Consider the following 19,287-nt stretch of genomic DNA (forward strand, 5'->3'; position numbering starts at 1 on the left):
AACAGATAGTTAAATTTAGAGGCTTTTGTAGCCGAGCAAGCCCCCCCATCCCCTACAGAGTGCTCCGGTGATTTCATAGCTACTCAGTAGGAGAGGGGGATTTAAAAGTACTCAATTCCCTAAAAGAGTTTTCCTTATTAGGATTTTGATTACTTATTATAAACTTACTTGAGCGCCATAATCAAAATTATCGCTCACAAAATAGTATCTATTACTAATTCGCTCAATAAATATATTGTGCAATCCCAATATATCATTGAAATTGTTATTCTTAAGTATATCTCTCTTAAAGTTAGATTGTGGTAGTCCTAATAATTTTCTCACCTTATGAGCTGGAACTAAAACTTTACAGTGAACATTGCTATCAACAAATTTATTTTTTATCAATTCAAATGCTCTTAATCGCACGCCTTTGAGTGCATCTGGCGACGTGTTCCAAAGTTCCATTTTGCAGTGAGGAAAGACCGTCGGCAGATTACTTTCAATCTTCGTCGACGGTGAAGCAATAAGCCACACTTTAGCCGGGGGGCACCCTGCTCCTTCGGACCTCCTCACCAACCCCCTGCATACGGCCTGAAGAAGGTGATGAGCGTTCTCTCCTAGCCTCATTTGATTCAGTTGCTCGTTCGTGAGAGCCCCATCGGTGGTCTTCAGGGTTGCTGAAGCCCTTCCTGTCGCTTCATAATCTGCAAGACGGTAGTTTAGAGGGCTACTGATTATTATGTTCGGAATATGGGAAAAGTCGTTGGTCGCTGTGTGTCTTCCCCAATGAATGAATTTGACCCGATCAGGGACAGAGACTTGCTTCTTGATGTCCGTCTCCAGATCATCATGCTCTAAGTGCCGCACCACAAGAAACTCTTCGTTTGGTCGGGAGTCAATAACCTTGACAATTTCCTCAGCGTAGACCTTGTGTCCGTTCTTCTCGTAGGCACTCTTGCCACTCCCCTTTCGCCATACGGAAATGGTCAGATTGCTGTACTCCTTTGCCGCATCAGGCCGTAGTCGTATCAGATCTCCCCTGTAGTGGTGCTGAAGGTTGTATGTCTCTCTCACCCTTCCCGAAGCATCTGTAACAAGACAGGGTGCAAAATCTTCAGGGATTGCCTCACCACAATCAACCGCAACGTGTCCACGATGATCCGTTCTTACCGTGATCGCTCTCCCCAAAAACATCCCCAAGATTTCCGCAACGTCCCTCTTTTCTTTGGAGGCCCACGGGAGCGAACACATAATGTCATTCAGAGTCATTCCCATGTCAGGCATATGGAATACCTCGCCGTTATTACAGCCTTTAAGCTGACTGGCGATGTCTTCAATTTTCAAGGCTATAGAAGGATTTGTCTTTGAAACCTCTTGCGTTAACCCCAAAAGCTCAAACCTGTCGAGAGTAAGTTCCCTGCCAACTATCAAACTTTCATCCCAAATGCGGACCCGCCGGGGTCCTCCTTGGTAGTGGAACGCTGCCGTGCCCTTGAAGCCCTTTCCTTTACATTTGAGCATGATTTGCTGCTTTGTGGTAAAGAGAACAAGAGCATCGTTTACAGATTCGGTTCCGAGGCCCATGTTGTTTAGGTCACGTCCTAATTGATCAGAATTGGAAACCTTCACAGCAAAGGTGTCATATGGAATTTTGCACTCGTCCACGAATCTGTTTATTTCGTCCAATCTATCGAAGCAAATGATTATGCCATGCTTGCCGTATATCTCGCGACACTGAAGGTAAGTGTCAATCCATTTAATAATTGCTGTTGACTTCCCAACTCCGGGATCAAGAGATGACAAGTAATAAGAGCTTTCAGCCTTACCCAACACCATTTTCGTCAAAGTGTCCTGCAAGCTCCTTAACCCCTCCTGCATTGCCTCAGATGGTCGGTGATGCCGTCCATCAAAAGTTTTCATCATGCTTTCAAAAGATTGAATATTGAGCGCTCTTCCATCCATTCCTCTAATCACCCCCTAATTGTTGTAGTTCTCATTTCCGTTCAAACCCGCTCATTTTTTGTCCGAGTTCCTATCTCTATAGTACGGGTTAATTCCCGAGCGGAGTGTCTGAGTTTTTCTATCTACAGAACCACTTAATTCTATCTAGTTGAAATAGTTAATTGTTTTGCACTTGACTGAGTTACTCCGATATGTATAATATCCTTAATCGTTCAATTGGTTTTTATACAAGAGGAGGTGGGGCCATGCGGTATGTTGCTTACTACAGGGTTAGCACTCAGAAGCAGGGTAAGAGTGGTTTAGGCCTTGATGCACAGCGGAAAATGGTTCAGACTTTCGTGGCCTGCAATGGCGGGGAGTTGGTGGATGAGTTCACAGAGATTGAGAGCGGCAAGGTAAGTGGTCGCCCGGAGTTGCTGGAAGCAATGAAGCGGGCCGACCTGATAGGCGGAAGACTCCTTGTAGCCAAACTGGACCGTCTTAGCCGTGACCTGCATTTTCTCACGTCGCTACAGAAGAGCCGAGTAGATTTTGCAATCTGTGATCTTCCCGGCTGTGACAGCTTTACGATTCACCTTTACGGAGCACTAGCACAGAAGGAACGGGAGTTAATATCGGAAAGAACCAAAGCGGGTCTTGGAGCCGCCAAGGCAAGAGGAAAGAAGCTTGGGACCAACAACCTACGACCTGAGCTGATACATGAGGCAAGCGCCAAGGGCGTTAAGGTATTGAAGGAAGAAGCTGATGCCTTCTCAGCTAAGGTGGCCCCTACGATCTTAGCACTGCAAGCTCAAGGTAAGAGCCTTCGGGCCGTAGCTGCTGAACTGGAACGCTTAGGGGTTAAGACAGCAAGAGGTGGACAATGGACAGCAGCAACGGTAAAGAACGTAATCGAACGACAAAAGCAAACGGACGGCGGCAGGGAAAATCGATAACTACTCTTTTCATTTCCTATTCATTACCCTAAAAGACATAGCGCCCAGAGTCCCCAGCACCCCCGACGGGGGGAAACGCAAAAGAGGCGGACAGACAGGGCGCGCTCACACACCAACATCAATTTTTGACTTTGAGTGCAACACGCCCCAACCCTCTAGTTTCCTTTATCAAATCGCCTCACGACTACTCATTTACTTAAAAACGTGAAGCCGGACAGAAGTAAATACAACATGGTCACTCTAATGCTTGGATGACAGCCGTAAACATAACGGGAATGGGTAAATAAAGATCATCTCTAAGCAATATGAATTACAATTACCGTACATGACCTAAGCGGCTATATGTTGTAAGCTTACAATTTTTTCTCTGGTGAGAAGAGACAAGTGCCTTTTCCTTGAGTACACAAAACGTTTCGAAGAATTTTTTGGGTATAAAGCTCTATTTTTTACATATTTGAAAGAACGTTTGTCATGTGATGCGAACAACAAACAGCCAGATACTGACAAAATAGCAACAATATGCGCATCATCAAAATCAGGTTCTGACACTAAATTAACCAATCGCAATTCTTCTGAGTCCACTTTGTCTTTATCTATTTCTATTAACTTACGCATTTTTTTTAATTCAAGGAGATAGCCGTAATATTTTTTTAGGTGGCTCATTTCTTTACGAAATTTGGTGCCACCGAACACCATCTTTGGTCCAGTGTTATCATAAAGCCAGCCGTGTAATGGTTCAAAATCAGCATGGTCTTTGCAATTTGGGTCGAAAAAACTATGAAATGAGTTTACATCTAGCACAAAACACATAATTAAAATCCCAATAATTTACGTTGCTCTTCAAGGAAGAATGACCTGAAACTCTTTGGCTGCGCATCAGGGTATTCCCCATCTGGAAGTATTTGTATAGGATTGATTGTATTTACACCTTCTACACGTTCAAAATAAAGAATCTGAGCAAAGTCCTCTTTTAGTTCATTGGTCTTGTAATTTAATCTAAATCGGTCAAGCAAATAATCGCTATGCGTCTCAACAAAAAGAACTTTGTTGTGTTTAGCAGCAACTTGAAAAAACAAATCACCAAGAGCAGCTTGTGCACGAGGATGTAAATGGACTTCAGGCTGCTGGACCGTAAACCAAGTATTATCTGGTCTGGCCAACAACTCTGCAACTACAGGGAGGGCTTGTGACACACCATATCCAACACTATTCATCCGCAGTGAAGAGCTTTTAGACAAGTTAACAAGTAGCTCAAATGGAGCTGAATTATCCCGGCCGTATTTTGAAACCATTACTGATGAAAAAAGACCGCTTTCTCTACCAAATGAATCAAGAGCAGTACGGAATGGAGATGAACCTTTGTAAGCTAAATTTGCACGCAGTAGGTAAGGGGTATGATTTCCTTCTGAACTATATCTTTGAGCATAACCATCGTATGTTCGCTTAGGTTTTGTTCTAATTGGAGCTAATGACGCAATTGGTTTTATAGTTAATGCAGGGAATGGAAAATCATTATCATTTCCCTGCTTCGCCCCTTGAAATACATACTCTACTACGTTTGAAAACATCAATACAGGAGTACTTATTACCATACTAGCTAGATCATTTGGTAAAGTCTTGTAGCCGCGAGTATGGGTAGATGGCAGTTCTTTTAGAACTTTGAAGCATTTAGACACATCAGAACAATCCGTACACAAGTTTAATTTTTTAATACCTAGCGCATATACTTTATTTTTTTCAATTTTAACAGTTAATATATAATCTTTTCGAATCTGACTTAATCTAACAAGCTTAGGAAGTCCATTTTTATCTTCTCTAAAATGCATCATATAGCATGTATTATACTCATATTCATTCTGCTTTTGTTTGTGCAAACCAATTTGAAATTCTAGATTGTCAGACGATTCGACACTGACAATGTCGTTATATCCACCAAATTCGTAGTCTCCAGTATTGAAACTAAGGTTAATCCAAAAATTAGGTGACGACAACAAATTTAGAATACTCAGTACTGACGTCTTGCCAGTACTGTTTTCGCCAACAAGAAAATTTACTGGACAAAATTGAATAGTAGTATTTGAAAAGCCTCTAAAATTATTTAAATAAATTGAATCCACGACAATAGCCTCCTTTTTGACTACTCTGCCCGATCCTGTTCATAACCCGATCAACCTTTACAGGTGCAGGAATAGCGAGCAAATGCTTCATAACACATTAAATCTCCCTCAGCAATACAAATTACTAGAGCACTATCTATGTATGGACAGCGAAGAATGGTGCAGATTTATCGGTAAGAAATGGATTGACAAGGAGTCATCAGAGGGGTAATTTTGCCACAATTTTTGTCACAGTTTAGAGCCTAATAGAGGCTACGGGTTCTCTCTTGTTCACATTAAGAAGGTGCTTCACTCTCCCGTAACTATACGGAAGAACAAGACTTGGCAGTCAGGTTCGTGTAAACGCAACCCTGTGCTGGTTAGTTTCCAGTCTTCGGCACCATAACAATAAGGGGTTGGCAACTGCGGTTGCCAACCCCTTTTTCGTTCCGGTTACTGCAAAACACCACATGTCTTCTGGCTTCAATAGACACCCGGCAGTCCTGCTGCCCCTTTTCTCACCGCCCGCCAGATGTTTGTTCATTTAGAGGAACAATGCCGGTTCCTTACGCTCGCTGCACTGGTTGACCAGCATCTCGCGCCGCGCGTCAACCGTGGGGTGATGCAGCGTCCTGGCCCCTGGGGGACAGCCCTTGGTGCAGGCGCAGCACTTCAGGCACCTTTCCGCATCCGTCAGGACCCTGTCATCAACCCTGATGACAAAGGTCGGGCACAGACTGGCGCAGGTACCGCACAGGGTGCAGAGCCCGGGATCGGTCTCTGGTGCGACACCGCCCAGCGACATCCGCTCCTTGTAGGGCAGGTCGCCTGGAATCACCGGCAGTGCCGCGCCGATGCCATCACGCAGACGGCTGGCGATGAGCGATCCAAACTCCCGTGCCTTTGCCAGATCGGCCAGATCCGGACGGTGGGCGGCAACCGGCTGGGTGGTCGTCGAATATGAATGTTCACCGATGAACGCGCCGGCGGCGATCACCGCAAATCCCTTGGCAACAACCACATCCCGCAATTCGATCAGCGCATCCTCGAAGGCACGGTTACCGTACAGCACAACCAGCACAGCGGGAACACTGGAGGCTGACAGCCCGTCCAACCGCTCCAGACAGATTTCCGGCACCCGTCCCGCATAGACCGGAACGCCGATGATGGCAAGACCGTCACCAAGCCGCAGATTGAGCCCCTCTCTCAACCGGGTCAGGTCATGGTGCGTCACGCTGGTATCGCCAAAACCGACAGCAATCTGTTCGACGATTTTTTTCGTGGTACTGGTGGGAGAAAAATAGATCAGGCGGGTCATGGCCGGCATGGAAACCTTTCTTTGCGTGATTGGCGTGATTCTGCGTCGTGCTTCATGGTGTCCCGATGGCCTCGATCAGCAGTGAGATGTCATCCTCCCTGAATGGTTTCGACAGGATGCCCCGGATGCTGAGACGCTCTATCTCCACCTGATCGAGGAATTCCGGACTGCCGCTCGATATGAAGGCTATCAGGTCCGGGTCTACTTTAGATATCCGGGCAATGGCTTCGAGCCCTCCCATTCGGCCGGGAACGGATAAATCCATGATCACGGCCGCATAGCGCCTGCCCTGGGAAAGGGCAGTGCCGTACAGTTCCACGGCCTGCTTGCCGTCTTCGGCAAAGTCAGCGGAAAACCCGCACCGCTCAAGGTAAAAGCCCGCGATCATCCGTATGTTTTCGTCATCATCCATCACCAGGACCCTGCCGCGTAACTGGTCATTTTGCATAGTTCACTCCGGTAACACCAGATTAGAGCCCATCAGACCGCTCGCGTCCCCTGCGGGATGCCAGCGCGGAAATTGCGGGTGATCGCGTCCCGGCGGCACCGCTGCGAAGGGACCAACGCCGGGACTGGAATGCGAACAGGTACTGCCTGTACGGGACATCAGCTTAACTATAAATCGTTTTTTTAGTTGTTCAATCAAAGAGTCTTCCTTGCTCGCTTGCGTCCCGATTGGTTGGTTCCCTTTCGCACTTGTGACCTTTGTGACCGCTGCCGACATTGCGGCTCCCTGACCTAGCCGGGCCAGGCCTGCGTTGCCGCGCCTCGGCAGCAGCCGCAATGCCTCACGGTTCCTTCCAAGAGCTTGCCAAACGAGACACTGCATCCTGGCCTCATCATCACGCTTTGCACGAGCCTCACCGTTAATTTAATTTGTACACAAATCTATTGACATTCAAAAAACCGGATGTAATAGTGTGCATATGCACACAACAAAAAGGAGGCGCACATGAAACTCTGCTTTCCCGTGACATCTGACGATGGGCTCGACAGCAAGGTGCATGACCATTTCGGATCCGCACAGCGCTTTATCATGGTGGACACTGAGACCGGAGCAACGTTCTCCATCGACAACACCGACAAACACCACACCCACGGATCGTGCAACCCACTAAAGGCCCTGGCAGGAGCGCCGCTCGACGCGGTCGTGGTCGGAGGGATCGGCGCCGGCGCCCTCATCATGCTCAACCGCGCAAAGGTCAGGGTGTTCAGCTCCCAGGCGCCCACGGTGGGGGAAAACGTTGCCCTGTTCAGAAGCGGCGCATTCCGGGAGATCGTGCCGCCCACCTGCGGTGGCCACGGTTGCGCTCACTGACAGGAGAGATCGATCATGAACTGGGCGGAACTGTATCAGACTACCACAGACAAACCCCTCGGCGAATTCGTCGCGGCGCTGGCCAAGGCCGGCAACAGGCGCGGGTTCGTCATTCACAATGGAGAAAAGATGGCAATGGCCCATACCTTCGGTGCCCACGGTCTGGCAGTTGCTGAGGGGTTCGATCTCCACATGATCCAGATCTGCAAGCCGGAAAAGGCGGCCGCAAGCCTCCAGAAGAACCCGGAACGGGCCGCGCTGATGCCGAAATTCATCACCACGTTCACCCGCCACGGCAGGACTGAGGTCCGGATGCTCCGCTACCGCAGGCCCATGATCGAAGCCCTGGTGGATGACGCCGAGTTCGCCTCATCCCTGGAGGAGAGCTTCGATGCCATCGTGGCCATGATCGAGGAGGCGCGCTGAGGGCGCGCAGGGGGAGTCAAGGCCATGTGGCAACTTTTGATCAGACTCAACAAGAACTTGGTGCTGGCCATTCCCGCCATGATGGCCGCGGGCTTCGCCTTCGGTCTCGCGGCTGAGACCGGCTTTCTCAAGGAGCTGATCATCCCCTTCACCTTTCTCATGGTCTACCCCATGATGGTGACCCTTAAACTGAAAAAAGTACTGGAGGGGGGTGATGGCACGGCCCAACTGTTCACCCAGTTCATCAACTTCGCGGTGGTGCCCTTTGTCGCCTTCGGGCTGGGAAGGCTTTTCTTCGCCGACCATCCCTACATGGCCCTGGGCCTGCTGCTGGCGGCCCTGGTCCCCACCAGCGGCATGACCATCTCCTGGACCGGCTTTGCCAGGGGGAACCTCGAAGCGGCAGTCAAGATGACCGTGGTGGGCCTCATCCTGGGCTCGATCGCAACCCCCTTCTACGTGCAGACCCTCATGGCGCCCATGTGGAGGTGGACATGACCGGCATCATGAAGCAGATCGCAGTCATCGTCTTCCTGCCCATGGCGGTCGGGTACGCGACCCAGCGCTACCTGACAGCGAAACACGGCCAGAAGGGATTCCAGGAACAGTGGGCGCCCCGCTTTCCCTGCCTCTCCACCCTGGGCGTCCTGGGCATCGTTTTCATCGCCATCGCCCTCAAGGCCCAGGCCATCGCGGCACGGCCCCAGGATCTGCTGGCAATCCTGCTGCCCCTGGCCATTCTCTACGGCATCAACTATAGCCTCAGCACCGTTGTGGGCAGGCTTTTCCTCCCCCGGGGCGATGCCATCGCCCTGGTCTACGGCACGGTAATGCGCAACCTCTCCATTGCCCTGGCCGTGGCCATGAACGCCTTTGGCAAGGCCGGTTCCGACGCGGCATTGGTCATTGCCCTGGCCTACATCATCCAGGTACAGTCAGCCGCCTGGTACGTGAAATTCACCGGAACGCTCTTCGGAGAAGCCCCTGCGCCGTCCTGTCCCGCACCGGGGCGAGACTGACCGGCATACGGAAAGGAATCCATGTCGCCACGCAAGAAAAAACAACGCAATTGCATCTGCCCGCTCCGCGAAAAGCTGGGACTCGTCTTCAAGCCTGCGGGCACGCCGCTGAAGGAGATGGAGGTCATCATCCTGGATCACGATGAACTTGAGGCCCTGTTTCTCTGCGACAAGCAGGGCCTGAACCAGGAGGCAGCGGGCGAGCTGATGGGAGTTTCCCGGGGAACGGTCCAGCGCCTGCTGGCCCAGGGGAGGAAAAAGGTCATCGAAGCCCTTGTGGAGCAGAAAGCCCTGGCCGTGGCCGGGGATGTGACCGAACAGGGCGCACCGGATGACAACGGCGGACTCGGCGAACGGAAAGGAACCGAACATGACTGAGATCTATTCGGCAAAGGTATGGGACCACGTGCGCAACCCGCGCAATGTGGGGTCCCTTGAGGATGCCAACGTGGTGGTGCAGGCCGGCGACCCCACCTGTGGCGATGCAGTGCTCTACTTCCTCAGGATCGAAGAGGATATCGTGCGCGACATCAAATTTCTCATCAAGGGATGTGGTGCGGCCATCGCCACATCGTCAGCGGCAACGGAGCTTGCCATGGGCAAGGGGCTCGACGAGGTCATGGGTCTCACCGACCAGATCATCGCCCAGGCCCTGGACGGGCTCCCCGAAGAGAAGATGCACTGCTCGAACATGGCGGCTTCGGCGCTCCATGCGGCGGTCGAGCAATACCGCGCAACAGTGGCGGGTGAAAAACCCAGATGATACCGCGAGTGCATGCCACGCCTCAACTGACGTGGCGCCATAGCCGCCCCTCCTACGGGCGGCGGAAAGGAGAAGGCGTATGCCTGCAGGCGACAGAACAGGACCCCAGGGATTGGGACCACGGTCGGGAGGACGAAAGGGATGGTGCTTGGGCGGAGGCGGTCCGGGCTATGGTGCGGAGTGCGGCAAAAGGGGTGGATTCGGCCGTTTTTGGGGAAACCTCTGCCACCCTTTTCGGGGCGTATTGGGAGATCATGCTTTCGATGAGGCAACTGTCCTGAAGGAGAAGATAGCCGATACCGAAGGAACACTGGCCGTCATGAAAGAGCGGCTGCAAACCCTCGGCAAAGAGTGACCGCACACGGCACCACACCCCCCGGAGCGATGGGGCGCGCCCCATCCGCTCCGCCACCGGGGCAGCGATAGATAGCCGACGGCATTCGACAGGAGGAGCAAGGTGAACGGCACGCAGCAGAGTGAGAACGTGGCGCAGAAATCGTGCAACAGCAAACAGGTGGAAGAACTGCACCGGCTCAAGGAGCAGATTGAGCTGCAGGAGGCCCTTTTCAACATCAAGCACAAGATCGTGGTGCTGTCGGGCAAGGGTGGCGTGGGCAAGAGCTCGGTGGCGGTCAACCTGGCCGTGGCCCTCTCGCTCAGCGGCAAGAAGACGGGATTGCTGGATGTCGATCTGCACGGGCCGAGCATCCCGACCCTTCTCGGCATCGAGGGCCGGCTTCCGGCAACTGCCGCCGCACGGATCGAACCGGTTCCCTACAGCGACACCCTCAAAGTCATGTCGGTAGGGCTGCTGCTGCGCGACCGGGCAGAGGCGGTAGTCTGGCGGGGGCCGGCCAAGCATGGCGTCATCAGGCAGTTTCTGGCCGCCGTGGCGTGGGGCGACCTGGACTACCTGATCGTCGACTGCCCGCCAGGGACCGGTGATGAGCCTCTCTCGGTGATCCAGCTCCTGGAAGGGGCGGAGGGCGCCGTCATCGTCACCACTCCCCAGGACGTGGCGCTCACCGACGTGCGCAAGTCGGTCACCTTCTGCCGCCAGATGAAGCTGCCGGTCATCGGCGTGGTCGAGAACATGAGCGGCTTTGTCTGCCCCCACTGCGGCGAAGGGATCGACATCTTCAAGAGCGGCGGCGGCAGGCTCGTGGCCGATGAAATGAACATACCGTTCCTGGGCAGGATCCCGCTGGACCCGGCCATGGTCAGAGCCGGCGACGAGGGAGAGCCCCTGGTGGAATACCGGGCCGACTCCCCCACGGCACAAGCCTTTGCCGCTATGGTGGCGACTGTCTCGGCCCGGTGCGATGCCGCCGGCAACGCGGCACGGGAGAGTGGACAATGAAGGTCAGGATCCTGTTCTGCCCCACCTGAAGCCAGTATCCCATTGCGGCCGGTCTGGCCCGCTTGATCGAGCAGACGGAAGGGGATGTATCGGTGGAACTCGACAAACAGGCACCGCGGAGCGAGTTTGCCGTGTACCTGGACGGAGAGATAATCTTCTCCCGCCTCGAACGGGGCCGGATGCCGGAGCCGCTGGACATCATCCCGGCAATCCGCGCCCGGCGCCAGGGCACCTCGGGCTGAAAGGACTGCGTACGAACGTCTTAGAAGAACTCAGAAAAATTACCCTCCGGCAGAATGCGAAGGTGAATTCCCGGAATGGCTGCCGGTCGATGTACTGAGCATCGCCGACGCCCCGAGAGGTATAAAGCAACCCGGCAAAAGCAGCGTTGCGCGATCAGGCCTTCCGCCGGCGCTGATCGCGTTTTTCGCGGCCGGCCAGGGCCGCCACCTCCGCCGGGCTGAGGGGCCGGTACTCCCCCGGTTTCAGGTCGCCGAGCGAGACCGCGCCGTATCTCACCCGGCGCAGGCGGACCACTGACAGGCTCACGGCCTCGCACATGCGGCGCACCTGGCGGTAACGCCCCTCGTGAATCACGATGGAGAGCCAGGTGTTGTTGTCGCTCTGGCTGGACACCTCCACCTTTGCCGGCGCCGTTGGTCCGTCGTCCAGCTCCACGCCGGCAGCCAGGCGCCGGACCTGCTCCTTGGCAACCGAACCCCGCACCCGGACCAGGTATTCCTTGTCCACCTCGTGGCGGGGATGGGCGAGCCGGTTGGCCCAGGCACCGTCATTGGTGAGCAGCAGAAGCCCCTCGGTGTTGTAGTCGAGCCGTCCCACGGGAAAGACGCGGACATCGAGTCCCTTGAGGAGATCGGTGACAATGGGTCTCCCCTCCGGGTCCCTGAGGGTGGTCATGTAACCGACGGGCTTGTTGAGGATGAGATAGACCTTCTTCTCCGCCGGACGGACCGGCTGCCCGTCCACGGTTATCCGGTCCCGCTCCGGGTCGGCCTTGCTCCCCAGCTCGGTAACGACCGTGCCGTTCACCGCCACCCGCCCCTCGGTGATGAACCGTTCCGCCTCGCGCCGGGACGCGACCCCCGCCTGGGACAGCAGCTTCTGCAATCGTTCTTCCATATGCCCCTCTAAAAAGACTAAAGGCCGAAGACCGGGTAATTCCCCGCAAACGTCTCCAGCCTTCAGACTGTCAGGTTGCCCGGAGGCGGTTGCCGCCCCCGGTGCGTCTCGGCCCTACCCCTCGATGAAACGGCTCATCTTGCGGAATTTCTGGTACCGCTCCTCCACCAGCTGCTCCGGGGGGATCGCCTTCAGCTCCTTCAACTGCCGGGCGATGGCGTCGTGGAGGGTCCTGGCCATGGTCTCATGGTCGCGGTGGGCGCCGCCCAGGGGCTCGGGCACGAGCTCGTCGATAACCTCAAGCTCCTTCAGGTCCCTGGCGGTCAGTTTGAGGGCCTCGGCGGCCTGTTCACCCTTGGTGCCGTCGGACCAGAGGATGGCGGCGCACCCCTCGGGGGAGATGACGGCGTAGATGGAGTACTGGAGCATGAGGACCCGATCGCCCACGGCGATGGCCAGCGCCCCGCCGGAGCCTCCCTCGCCGGTGACCACGACAATGATCGGCACGGTGAGGGCCGCCATCTCCCTGAGGTTGCGCGCAATGGCCTCGGCCTGGCCCCGCTCCTCGGCGCCGATGCCGGGGAACGCGCCGGGTGTGTCCACGAAGGTGATGATGGGCAACCGGAACCGCTCGGCCAGCTCCATGATCCGCAGGGCCTTGCGGTACCCCTCGGGGTTGGGCATGCCGAAATTGCGGTAGACCTTCTCCTTGGTGTCGCGCCCCTTCTGGTGGCCGATGACCACCACCGGCTCGCCGTCGAGCTTTGCCAGGCCGGCGACAATGGCGTGATCGTCGCCGAACAGCCGGTCGCCATGGAGCTCGGTGAAATCGGTGAAGATCAGGTTGACGTAGTCCAGGGTGAAGGGACGCTCGATGTGACGGGCCACCTGGACCGTCTGCCAGCGGGACAGGTTGGAGAAGATCACCTCGCGCATCCGGTCGACCTTCTTCTCAAGCTTGGTCACTTCGCCCGCCAGTTCGGCGTTGGTGCCGGCCAGCTCGGCCAGTTCCTGCACTTTTTTCTCCAGCTCAACCACCGGCTTTTCGAATTCCATGAAATATTGAGCAGCCATTGAGTGTTCTCCTTTGGGTATGCGTTACCTTCTCGCTCTATTCAAACGCAACGGCATGATAGCCGAAGAGATTCTTGACCTCCACCGTCAATTCGTCGGAGGGCGCAACCATGCAGGAATCGGGCAGGGCAATGGTGGCGCGGCACTGGTCCGGGATGTCGATGGTGAGGGTGGCCTTGCAGGTACCGGGATGGCGGAGCATGATCGCCTTGAGCTCCTCCAGGCGATAGCGGTCGAGGCCGTCCCCCTGCAGGGCGAAGATCACCCGTGAGGTCTGCCGCGCGGTCACGTCCCGGAGGGGAACCACGTCGCTGGCCATGATCTTGGCGCTCTTCTCCCCCTTGTCGATGGTGCCGGTGACCAGCAGCGGATCGTCAGACTTGAGGTATTCCGACGCTTGGCAAAGACCTCGGGGAAGACCACCACCTCCACGGAGCCCACCAGGTCCTCCAGGGTGGCAAAGGCCATCCGGTCCCCCTTCTTGGTCATGAGCTCCTTCATGGTGGCCACGATGCCGCAGATTTTGACCTCGCTCTTGTCGGCCCGCTCCTCCAGGGTGGCGGTGTCAGCGGTGGTGAAACGCCGGATGTCCTTCTCGTGGCGGCCCAGGGGATGGCCGGTGATGAAGAAGCCGAGGGCCTCCTTTTCCTGGGCCAGCAGGAACTTGTCGTCCCATTCGGGCAGATCGGGGAGCTGCACCTTTCCCTTGCCGTTGCCGTTGGTCCGGACGATCTCCTCGGCACCGAAGAGCGACACCTGGGCGCTTTCCTTCTCCTGCTGGATCTTCTGGCCCAGGGACATGGCATCTTCAAGAGCTGCCGTGAGCTGGGAGCGCCGCCCGCCGGTGGAATCGAAGGCGCCGCACTTGATCAGGGATTCCACCACCCGCTTGTTGACCTTGCGCAGGTCAACCCGCTCGCAGAACTCGAAAATATCCTTGAACGGGCCGTCGCACCGGGCCTCGATGATGGCCTCGATGGCCGACTCGCCCACGTTCTTGACCGCGCCGAGACCGAAGCGGATGGAGTTGCCCAGAACCCGGAACGACAGATCCGAGGCGTTGATGTCCGGGGGCAGCACCTCGATCCCCATCTCGCGGCAGTCGGCGATGTTCTTGACCACCTTGTCGGTGTTGGCCATGTCCTCGGTCAGGAGCGCGGCCATGAACTCCACCGGATAGTGGGCCTTGAGGTAGGCGGTCTGGTAGGCCACCAGGGCATAGGCGGCCGAGTGGGACTTGTTGAACCCGTACTCGGCGAACTTGGCCATCAGGTCGAAGATGGCGCCGGCCTTCTGGAGATCGATGCCGTTGTTTTTGGCCCCTTCCAGGAAGATGTCCCGCTGCTTGGCCATCTCGGCCGGGTCCTTCTTGCCCATGGCCCGGCGCAACAGGTCGGCGCCGCCCAGGGAGTAGCCGGCCAGGGAGCGGGCGATCTGCATGACCTGCTCCTGGTAGACGATGACCCCGTAGGTGTCCTTGAGGATCGGCTCCAGTTGCGGCAGGTCGTAGACCACCTTCTTGCGGCCGTGCTTGCGGTCGATGAAGTCGTCCACCATGCCCGAGCCGAGGGGGCCGGGACGGTAGAGGGCGCAGACGGCGATGATGTCCTCGAAGCAGGAGGGCTTGAGCTTGCGGAGCAGTTCCCGCATCCCCGAGGATTCAAGCTGGAAGACGCCGGTGGTGTTGCCGGCCTGGAGCAGCTTGTAGCTCTCCTCGTCGTCGTCCCCCAGGACGGCGATGTCGAAGTCCGGCTTTTTGTCGGCTCTAATGTGCCGGACCGCGTTGAAGATGACCGTCAGGTTCTTGAGCCCCAGGAAGTCGAACTTGACCAGCCCGATCTTCTCCACGTACTTCATGGAGTACTGGGTGGTGAGCGAGCCGCTTTTCTGATCCTTGTAGACCGGGCAGAACTGCTCCAGCACATCGGGGGCCACCACCACGCCGGCCGCGTGGGTGGAGGCATGGCGGGCAAGCCCCTCCAGGCGCAGGGCCACCTCCAGCAGCTCCTTCACCCGCGGATCGGCCTCGGCGGCCTCATTGAGCTTGGGCTCCTGCGCAATGGCCTTTTCCAGCGTAATGCCCAGGACTTCCGGCACCAGCTTGGCGATCCGGTCCACCTCGCCGTAGGTCATGTCCAGGGCGCGCCCCACGTCGCGGATGACGGCCCGGGCGGACATGGTCCCGAAGGTGATGATCTGGCAGACCTTGTCACGGCCGTACTTCTCGGTGACATACTGGATCACCTCCTCGCGCCGGTCCTGGCAGAAGTCCACGTCGATATCGGGCATGGATATCCGCTCCGGGTTCAGGAAGCGCTCGAAGAGGAGGTTGTAGGGGATCGGGTCCAGGTCGGTGATCCGGATGGCATAGGCCACCAGCGAGCCGGCCGCCGAGCCCCGGCCCGGGCCCACGGGAATGCCGTGGTCCTTGGCCCAGTTGATGAAGTCGGCCACGATCAGAAAGTAGCCCGGGAAGCCCATCTGCTTGATGCAGGCGAGCTCGATGGCGAGGCGGTCCCAGTAGGCCTGCTCCTGCACGGGAGTCATGGACGGGTGCTTGACCCGGATGGCGGTCAGGCGCGACTCCAGCCCCGTGCGGGCAGCCTCCTCCAGCATCTGATCAAGCTCAGGCCAACAGGGGGCTCGAAGCGAGGGAAATGATAGGTCTTGAAGTCGAAGGAAAGATCGCACCGCTCGGCGATCTTCACGGTGTTGGAGATCGCCTCGGGCGCATAGTGGAATGCGGCGGCCATCTCCTCGGGGGTCTTCACGTAGAACTCGTCAACGGAGAAGCGCATCCGCGACGGATCGTTCATGGTCTTGCCGGTCTGGATGCAGAGGAGCACCTCGTGGGCCCGGGCATCCTCCCGGTTGAGATAGTGGCAGTCATTGGTGGCCACCAGCGGCAGACCCACCTCCCGCGCCACCTCCAGCAGCCCCCGGTTGGCCTTGTCCTGCTCAACGAGGCCGTTTTCCTGAAGCTCGATGTAGTAGCGGTCCGGAAAGAGATCGACATACCAGCGGGCCACGTCCACCGCCTCGGCGATCCGGTCGCGTTCGCACAGATAGGCAACCTCGCCCTTGAGGCAGGCGGAAAGGCAGATGAGCCCCTCGGCGTTCTCGGCCAGGACCTCCTTGTCGATGCGCGGCTTGTAGTAGAACCCTTCCTTGAAGCCGATGGAGACCAGTTTGGACAGGTTCCGGTAGCCGGTCATGTTCTCGCACAGGAGCAGCAGGTGGTAGCCGGCGCCGGCCTCCCCTCCCCGAGCCTCCTTGACGAAACGGGAGCCCGGCGCGATGTAGACCTCCGCGCCGATGACCGGCTTCACGTCCTTGTCCTTGCATTTGAGGTAGAATTCCATGGCCCCGAACATGGCGCCGTGGTCGGTGATGGCCACGGCGGGCATGTCGTGGGACTTAACCTTTTTCACCAGGTCGCCCAGGCGGATGGCGCCGTCGAGGAGGGAGTACTGGGTATGGAGATGGAGATGGACGAAGCTCATTGATATCCCTGTGGACAGGCCCCGCGGCAGCACGCGGGGCCCTGAAGCACATACAACGATGGGAGCCGCGGTACCCTGCAACTCCCATTTTTACTCCAGCTAAAAATGTTCCCGATTATGTCACGAAACACCGGACCCTGTCAACACGCCGGGACTACCGGCCCGCCGGCGCAGCGATGTGCCGGCGGCCTGAATTTACCGGCAGCGCGCTCTCTTCTCCCGCTGCTGTTTTCCCATGCCTCCCTGGCGGAAATCGCCGGCGCGTGCTATACACTTAGCATAAACGGAACAGGGGCGGACACGCTCCGCCGCCCCGGAGGAACGATAGCTGATGAATCCTGACACGGTCTTCTACAAGGAACTGATCGACAATCTGTACGACGGCGTCTACTTCGTGGACCGGGACCGGCGCATCACCTACTGGAACCGGGGGGCCGAACGGCTCACCGGCTACGGGGCCGGCGACGTGACCGGTTCCCGCTGCCGGGACAACGTCCTGTGCCACACGGACTGCGACGGGCTCAGCCTCTGCGAGGAACTCTGCCCCGTTGCCCATACCCTTGAGGACGGCGTGTGCCGGGAAGCCGAGGTTTTTCTCCATCACCGGGCCGGCCATCGCGTACCGGTCAACGTGCGGGTTTCCCCCATCAGAAACGGCGCCGGGGCAATCGTCGGAGCCGTGGAGATTTTCAGCGACAACTCCGCCCGGCTCTCGGACCTCCAGCGGATCGACGAGCTTCAGCAACTCGTCTTTCTGGACCCCCTCACCGGCGTGGCCAACCGGCGCTACATTCAGATGTACCTCCAGTCCAAATTCGACGAGATGTTCCGGTACGGCTGGCCCTTCGGGGTCATGCTCCTGGATCTGGACCACTTCAAGGAGATCAACGACAGTTTCGGGCACCAGATGGGAGACGACCTCCTCAAAATGGCGGCCAGGACCCTGCGCAATGCCGTGCGCTCCTACGATCTGATCGGTCGTTGGGGCGGCGAGGAATTCATCGCTGTCATCACCAACGTGAAAGAAGACAGGCTGCACGAGATGGCCGAGCGGTTCCGCCGCCTGGTCGAGGAGTCGAGCATGACGGCCGGCGACACCATCGTGCGGGTGACCGTCTCCATCGGCGCCACCCTGGCAACCTCGGACGACACGGTGGGGAGCTGCTCAAGCGGGCCGACGAACTCCTGTACCGGAGCAAGGGGGCAGGACGCAACTGCGTCACCTGTGCATAGAACATGAAAAAGATCATCAAGCAGCGCTCCCGCAAAGCAGGCCTTCCTCCCGGCAGCCTGGTCCACATCGGCGAGCAGACCGGCGAACCGGTCCGGATATCCATTGTCGACTATGACGAAACGAGTCTCAGCGAGCGGGAAACGAACGACATCGCCGACTGTTTTTCCCAGCGCGACCAGCCGGGGGTGCGGTGGCTCGACATGGAGGGAATCCACCGGCCCGAGTTGCTCAAGGCCCTGGGAGAATGCTACGGCATCCACCCCCTCACCCTCGAAGACATCCTCAACACCGACCAGCGCCCAAAACTGGAGGACTTCGACGACTACCTCTTCGTGGTCCTGAAGATGCTCTCCCTCCAACCGGACGGCTCCCTTGCCGCCGAGCAGGTCAGCTTCGTGCTCGGCCCCTCGTTTCTCATCTCCTTCCAGGAGGGATTCAAGGGCGACCTCTTCGACCCCATCCGCCAGCGCCTGAGGGAGAACCGGGGCAAGCTCCGCAAAGGAGGGGCCGATTTTCTCCTCTACTCGCTCATGGACGCCATCGTGGATTACTACTTCGTGATCCTCGAAGACCTGGCCGAGCGGATCGAGGTGCTGGAGGAGGAAGTCATCGCCGGCCCCGGCCGCAAGACGGTCGTGAAGATCCAGCACCTCAAGCGGGAGACCATCTTCCTGCGCAAATCCGTCTGGCCCCTGCGGGAGGTGCTGGGACGGCTGGAGCGGCGCGAATCGCCCCTCGTGCGCGGAGAAACCGTCATCTACCTGCGGGACGTCTATGATCACAGCATCCAGATCATCGAAACCGTGGAAACCTTCCGGGACCTCCTGTCGGAGGTCCTCGACATCTACCTTTCAGCCATCGGCAACCGGACCAACGAAGTAATGAAGGTGCTCACCATCATCGCCACCATCTTCATGCCACTCACCTTCATCGCCGGGGTCTACGGCATGAACTTCCGCTACATGCCCGAGCTCGAATGGCACTGGGGCTACCCGGCCGTTCTCCTGCTGATGCTCCTGGTGAGCCTGGGCATGGGGATTTTCTTTCGACGCAAGCGGTGGTTATAGCTCAGGGCTATCACAATAAATCGTCTGATAAAAATATGTCGGGCGCTTTGGACAAACCACTAGTCGTCGGCTATGCTATTACGCAATCGT

General features: G+C 56.8%; 14 protein-coding genes and 5 pseudogenes. 13 read left to right on the forward strand and 6 right to left on the reverse strand.

The annotated features are described in order from the left end of the window. Positions 1-156: 156 nt before the first annotated feature. Positions 157-1,944 (reverse strand): hypothetical protein, encoded by a 1,788-nt coding sequence (locus tag A2G06_09920; protein ID ANA40554.1) that lies wholly within the window; start codon positions 1,942-1,944, stop codon positions 157-159. Positions 1,945-2,189: 245 nt separating this feature from the next. Between A2G06_09920 and A2G06_09925 the strand changes: the two genes are divergently transcribed. Both A2G06_09925 and A2G06_09930 read left to right on the forward strand, forming a co-directional pair. Next, positions 2,190-2,879 carry a hypothetical protein gene (locus A2G06_09925; GenBank protein ID ANA40555.1) on the forward strand — a complete coding sequence of 230 codons (690 nt, stop codon included), beginning with the start codon at positions 2,190-2,192 and terminating at the stop codon, positions 2,877-2,879. A 1,255-nt stretch (positions 2,880-4,134) separates the two neighbouring features. Next, on the forward strand, positions 4,135-4,326 hold the full coding sequence (locus tag A2G06_09930; protein ANA40556.1) for a hypothetical protein: 192 nt from the start codon (positions 4,135-4,137) through the stop codon (positions 4,324-4,326). Positions 4,327-5,519: 1,193 nt separating this feature from the next. On the opposite strand, the gene A2G06_09935 is transcribed toward A2G06_09930, so the two are convergent. Next, on the reverse strand, positions 5,520-6,302 hold the full coding sequence (locus tag A2G06_09935; GenBank protein ANA40557.1) for a FeS-binding protein: 783 nt from the start codon (positions 6,300-6,302) through the stop codon (positions 5,520-5,522). A gap of 43 nt (positions 6,303-6,345) precedes the next feature. After that, positions 6,346-6,741: a hypothetical protein gene (locus A2G06_09940; GenBank protein ID ANA40558.1), complete on the reverse strand. Its 396-nt coding sequence runs from the start codon at positions 6,739-6,741 to the stop codon at positions 6,346-6,348. 504 nt (positions 6,742-7,245) lie between these two features. On the opposite strand from A2G06_09940, the gene A2G06_09945 reads away from it, so the two are divergent. The 9 genes and pseudogenes from A2G06_09945 to A2G06_09985 all read left to right on the forward strand — a co-directional run bounded on the left by A2G06_09945 (position 7,246) and on the right by A2G06_09985 (position 11,536). Continuing rightward, positions 7,246-7,611 carry a diguanylate cyclase gene (locus tag A2G06_09945; GenBank protein ID ANA40559.1) on the forward strand — a complete coding sequence of 122 codons (366 nt, stop codon included), beginning with the start codon at positions 7,246-7,248 and terminating at the stop codon, positions 7,609-7,611. Between the two features lie 15 nt (positions 7,612-7,626). Beyond that, entirely contained in the window at positions 7,627-8,037 is a 411-nt protein-coding gene (locus tag A2G06_09950) for a hypothetical protein (protein ID ANA40560.1), read from the forward strand. Between the two features lie 24 nt (positions 8,038-8,061). Then, positions 8,062-9,056, forward strand: a pseudogene (locus tag A2G06_09955) (arsenite transporter). Between the two features lie 21 nt (positions 9,057-9,077). Continuing rightward, a complete protein-coding gene (locus A2G06_09960) occupies positions 9,078-9,434 on the forward strand; it encodes a hypothetical protein (protein ID ANA40561.1) in 357 nt (118 codons plus the stop codon). Further along, the gene (locus tag A2G06_09965) at positions 9,427-9,819 is read left to right on the forward strand and encodes an iron-sulfur cluster assembly scaffold protein (protein ANA40562.1); all 393 of its coding nucleotides are present in this window, start codon (positions 9,427-9,429) and stop codon (positions 9,817-9,819) included. The genes A2G06_09960 and A2G06_09965 overlap by 8 nt, the downstream gene beginning before the upstream one ends. Continuing rightward, positions 9,816-10,100, forward strand: coding sequence for a hypothetical protein (locus tag A2G06_09970; GenBank protein ID ANA40563.1), 285 nt, complete (start codon positions 9,816-9,818; stop codon positions 10,098-10,100). Before A2G06_09965 ends, A2G06_09970 begins: the two co-directional genes overlap by 4 nt. A gap of 176 nt (positions 10,101-10,276) precedes the next feature. After that, a complete protein-coding gene (locus A2G06_09975; protein ANA40564.1) occupies positions 10,277-11,179 on the forward strand; it encodes an ATPase in 903 nt (300 codons plus the stop codon). Continuing rightward, positions 11,176-11,421, forward strand: a pseudogene (locus A2G06_09980) (hypothetical protein). The gene A2G06_09975 and the pseudogene A2G06_09980 overlap by 4 nt, the downstream one beginning before the upstream one ends. A gap of 5 nt (positions 11,422-11,426) precedes the next feature. Then, positions 11,427-11,536: pseudogene (locus tag A2G06_09985) on the forward strand (hypothetical protein). 39 nt (positions 11,537-11,575) lie between these two features. Here the strand turns inward: A2G06_09985 and A2G06_09990 are convergent. The 3 genes and pseudogenes from A2G06_09990 to dnaE form a co-directional block, all read right to left on the reverse strand. Further along, positions 11,576-12,319, reverse strand: a complete 744-nt coding sequence (locus tag A2G06_09990) for a pseudouridine synthase (protein ANA40565.1) — start codon at positions 12,317-12,319, stop codon at positions 11,576-11,578. Between the two features lie 114 nt (positions 12,320-12,433). Then, entirely contained in the window at positions 12,434-13,393 is a 960-nt protein-coding gene (locus tag A2G06_09995; protein ID ANA40566.1) for an acetyl-CoA carboxylase carboxyltransferase subunit alpha, read from the reverse strand. Positions 13,394-13,430: 37 nt separating this feature from the next. Beyond that, positions 13,431-16,896, reverse strand: a pseudogene (dnaE, locus tag A2G06_10000) (DNA polymerase III subunit alpha). 331 nt (positions 16,897-17,227) lie between these two features. On the opposite strand from dnaE, the pseudogene A2G06_10005 reads away from it, so the two are divergent. Together A2G06_10005 and A2G06_10010 are read left to right on the forward strand one after the other, a co-directional pair. Then, positions 17,228-18,129, forward strand: a pseudogene (locus A2G06_10005) (diguanylate cyclase). A 3-nt stretch (positions 18,130-18,132) separates the two neighbouring features. After that, positions 18,133-19,197: a magnesium and cobalt transport protein CorA gene (locus tag A2G06_10010; protein ANA40567.1), complete on the forward strand. Its 1,065-nt coding sequence runs from the start codon at positions 18,133-18,135 to the stop codon at positions 19,195-19,197. The last annotated feature ends 90 nt before the right edge of the window (positions 19,198-19,287 follow it).

This window comes from Geobacter anodireducens, assembly GCA_001628815.1.
Lineage (GTDB): Bacteria > Desulfobacterota > Desulfuromonadia > Geobacterales > Geobacteraceae > Geobacter > Geobacter anodireducens.

Excerpts from the sequence above, each read along its gene's own strand:
- A2G06_09940 (ANA40558.1), bottom strand. The coding sequence starts at position 6,741 with ATGCAAAATGACCAGTTACGCGGCAGGGTCCTGGTGATGGATGATGAC.
- A2G06_09945 (ANA40559.1), top strand. The coding sequence starts at position 7,246 with ATGAAACTCTGCTTTCCCGTGACATCTGACGATGGGCTCGACAGCAAG.
- A2G06_09965 (ANA40562.1), top strand. The coding sequence starts at position 9,427 with ATGACTGAGATCTATTCGGCAAAGGTATGGGACCACGTGCGCAACCCG.
- A2G06_09990 (ANA40565.1), bottom strand. The coding sequence starts at position 12,319 with ATGGAAGAACGATTGCAGAAGCTGCTGTCCCAGGCGGGGGTCGCGTCC.
- A2G06_09960 (ANA40561.1), top strand. The coding sequence starts at position 9,078 with ATGTCGCCACGCAAGAAAAAACAACGCAATTGCATCTGCCCGCTCCGC.
- A2G06_09925 (ANA40555.1), top strand. The coding sequence starts at position 2,190 with ATGCGGTATGTTGCTTACTACAGGGTTAGCACTCAGAAGCAGGGTAAG.
- A2G06_09920 (ANA40554.1), bottom strand. The coding sequence starts at position 1,944 with ATGGATGGAAGAGCGCTCAATATTCAATCTTTTGAAAGCATGATGAAA.
- A2G06_09935 (ANA40557.1), bottom strand. The coding sequence starts at position 6,302 with ATGCCGGCCATGACCCGCCTGATCTATTTTTCTCCCACCAGTACCACG.
- A2G06_09950 (ANA40560.1), top strand. The coding sequence starts at position 7,627 with ATGAACTGGGCGGAACTGTATCAGACTACCACAGACAAACCCCTCGGC.
- A2G06_09995 (ANA40566.1), bottom strand. The coding sequence starts at position 13,393 with ATGGCTGCTCAATATTTCATGGAATTCGAAAAGCCGGTGGTTGAGCTG.
- A2G06_09930 (ANA40556.1), top strand. The coding sequence starts at position 4,135 with ATGGAGCTGAATTATCCCGGCCGTATTTTGAAACCATTACTGATGAAA.
- A2G06_09970 (ANA40563.1), top strand. The coding sequence starts at position 9,816 with ATGATACCGCGAGTGCATGCCACGCCTCAACTGACGTGGCGCCATAGC.
- A2G06_10010 (ANA40567.1), top strand. The coding sequence starts at position 18,133 with ATGAAAAAGATCATCAAGCAGCGCTCCCGCAAAGCAGGCCTTCCTCCC.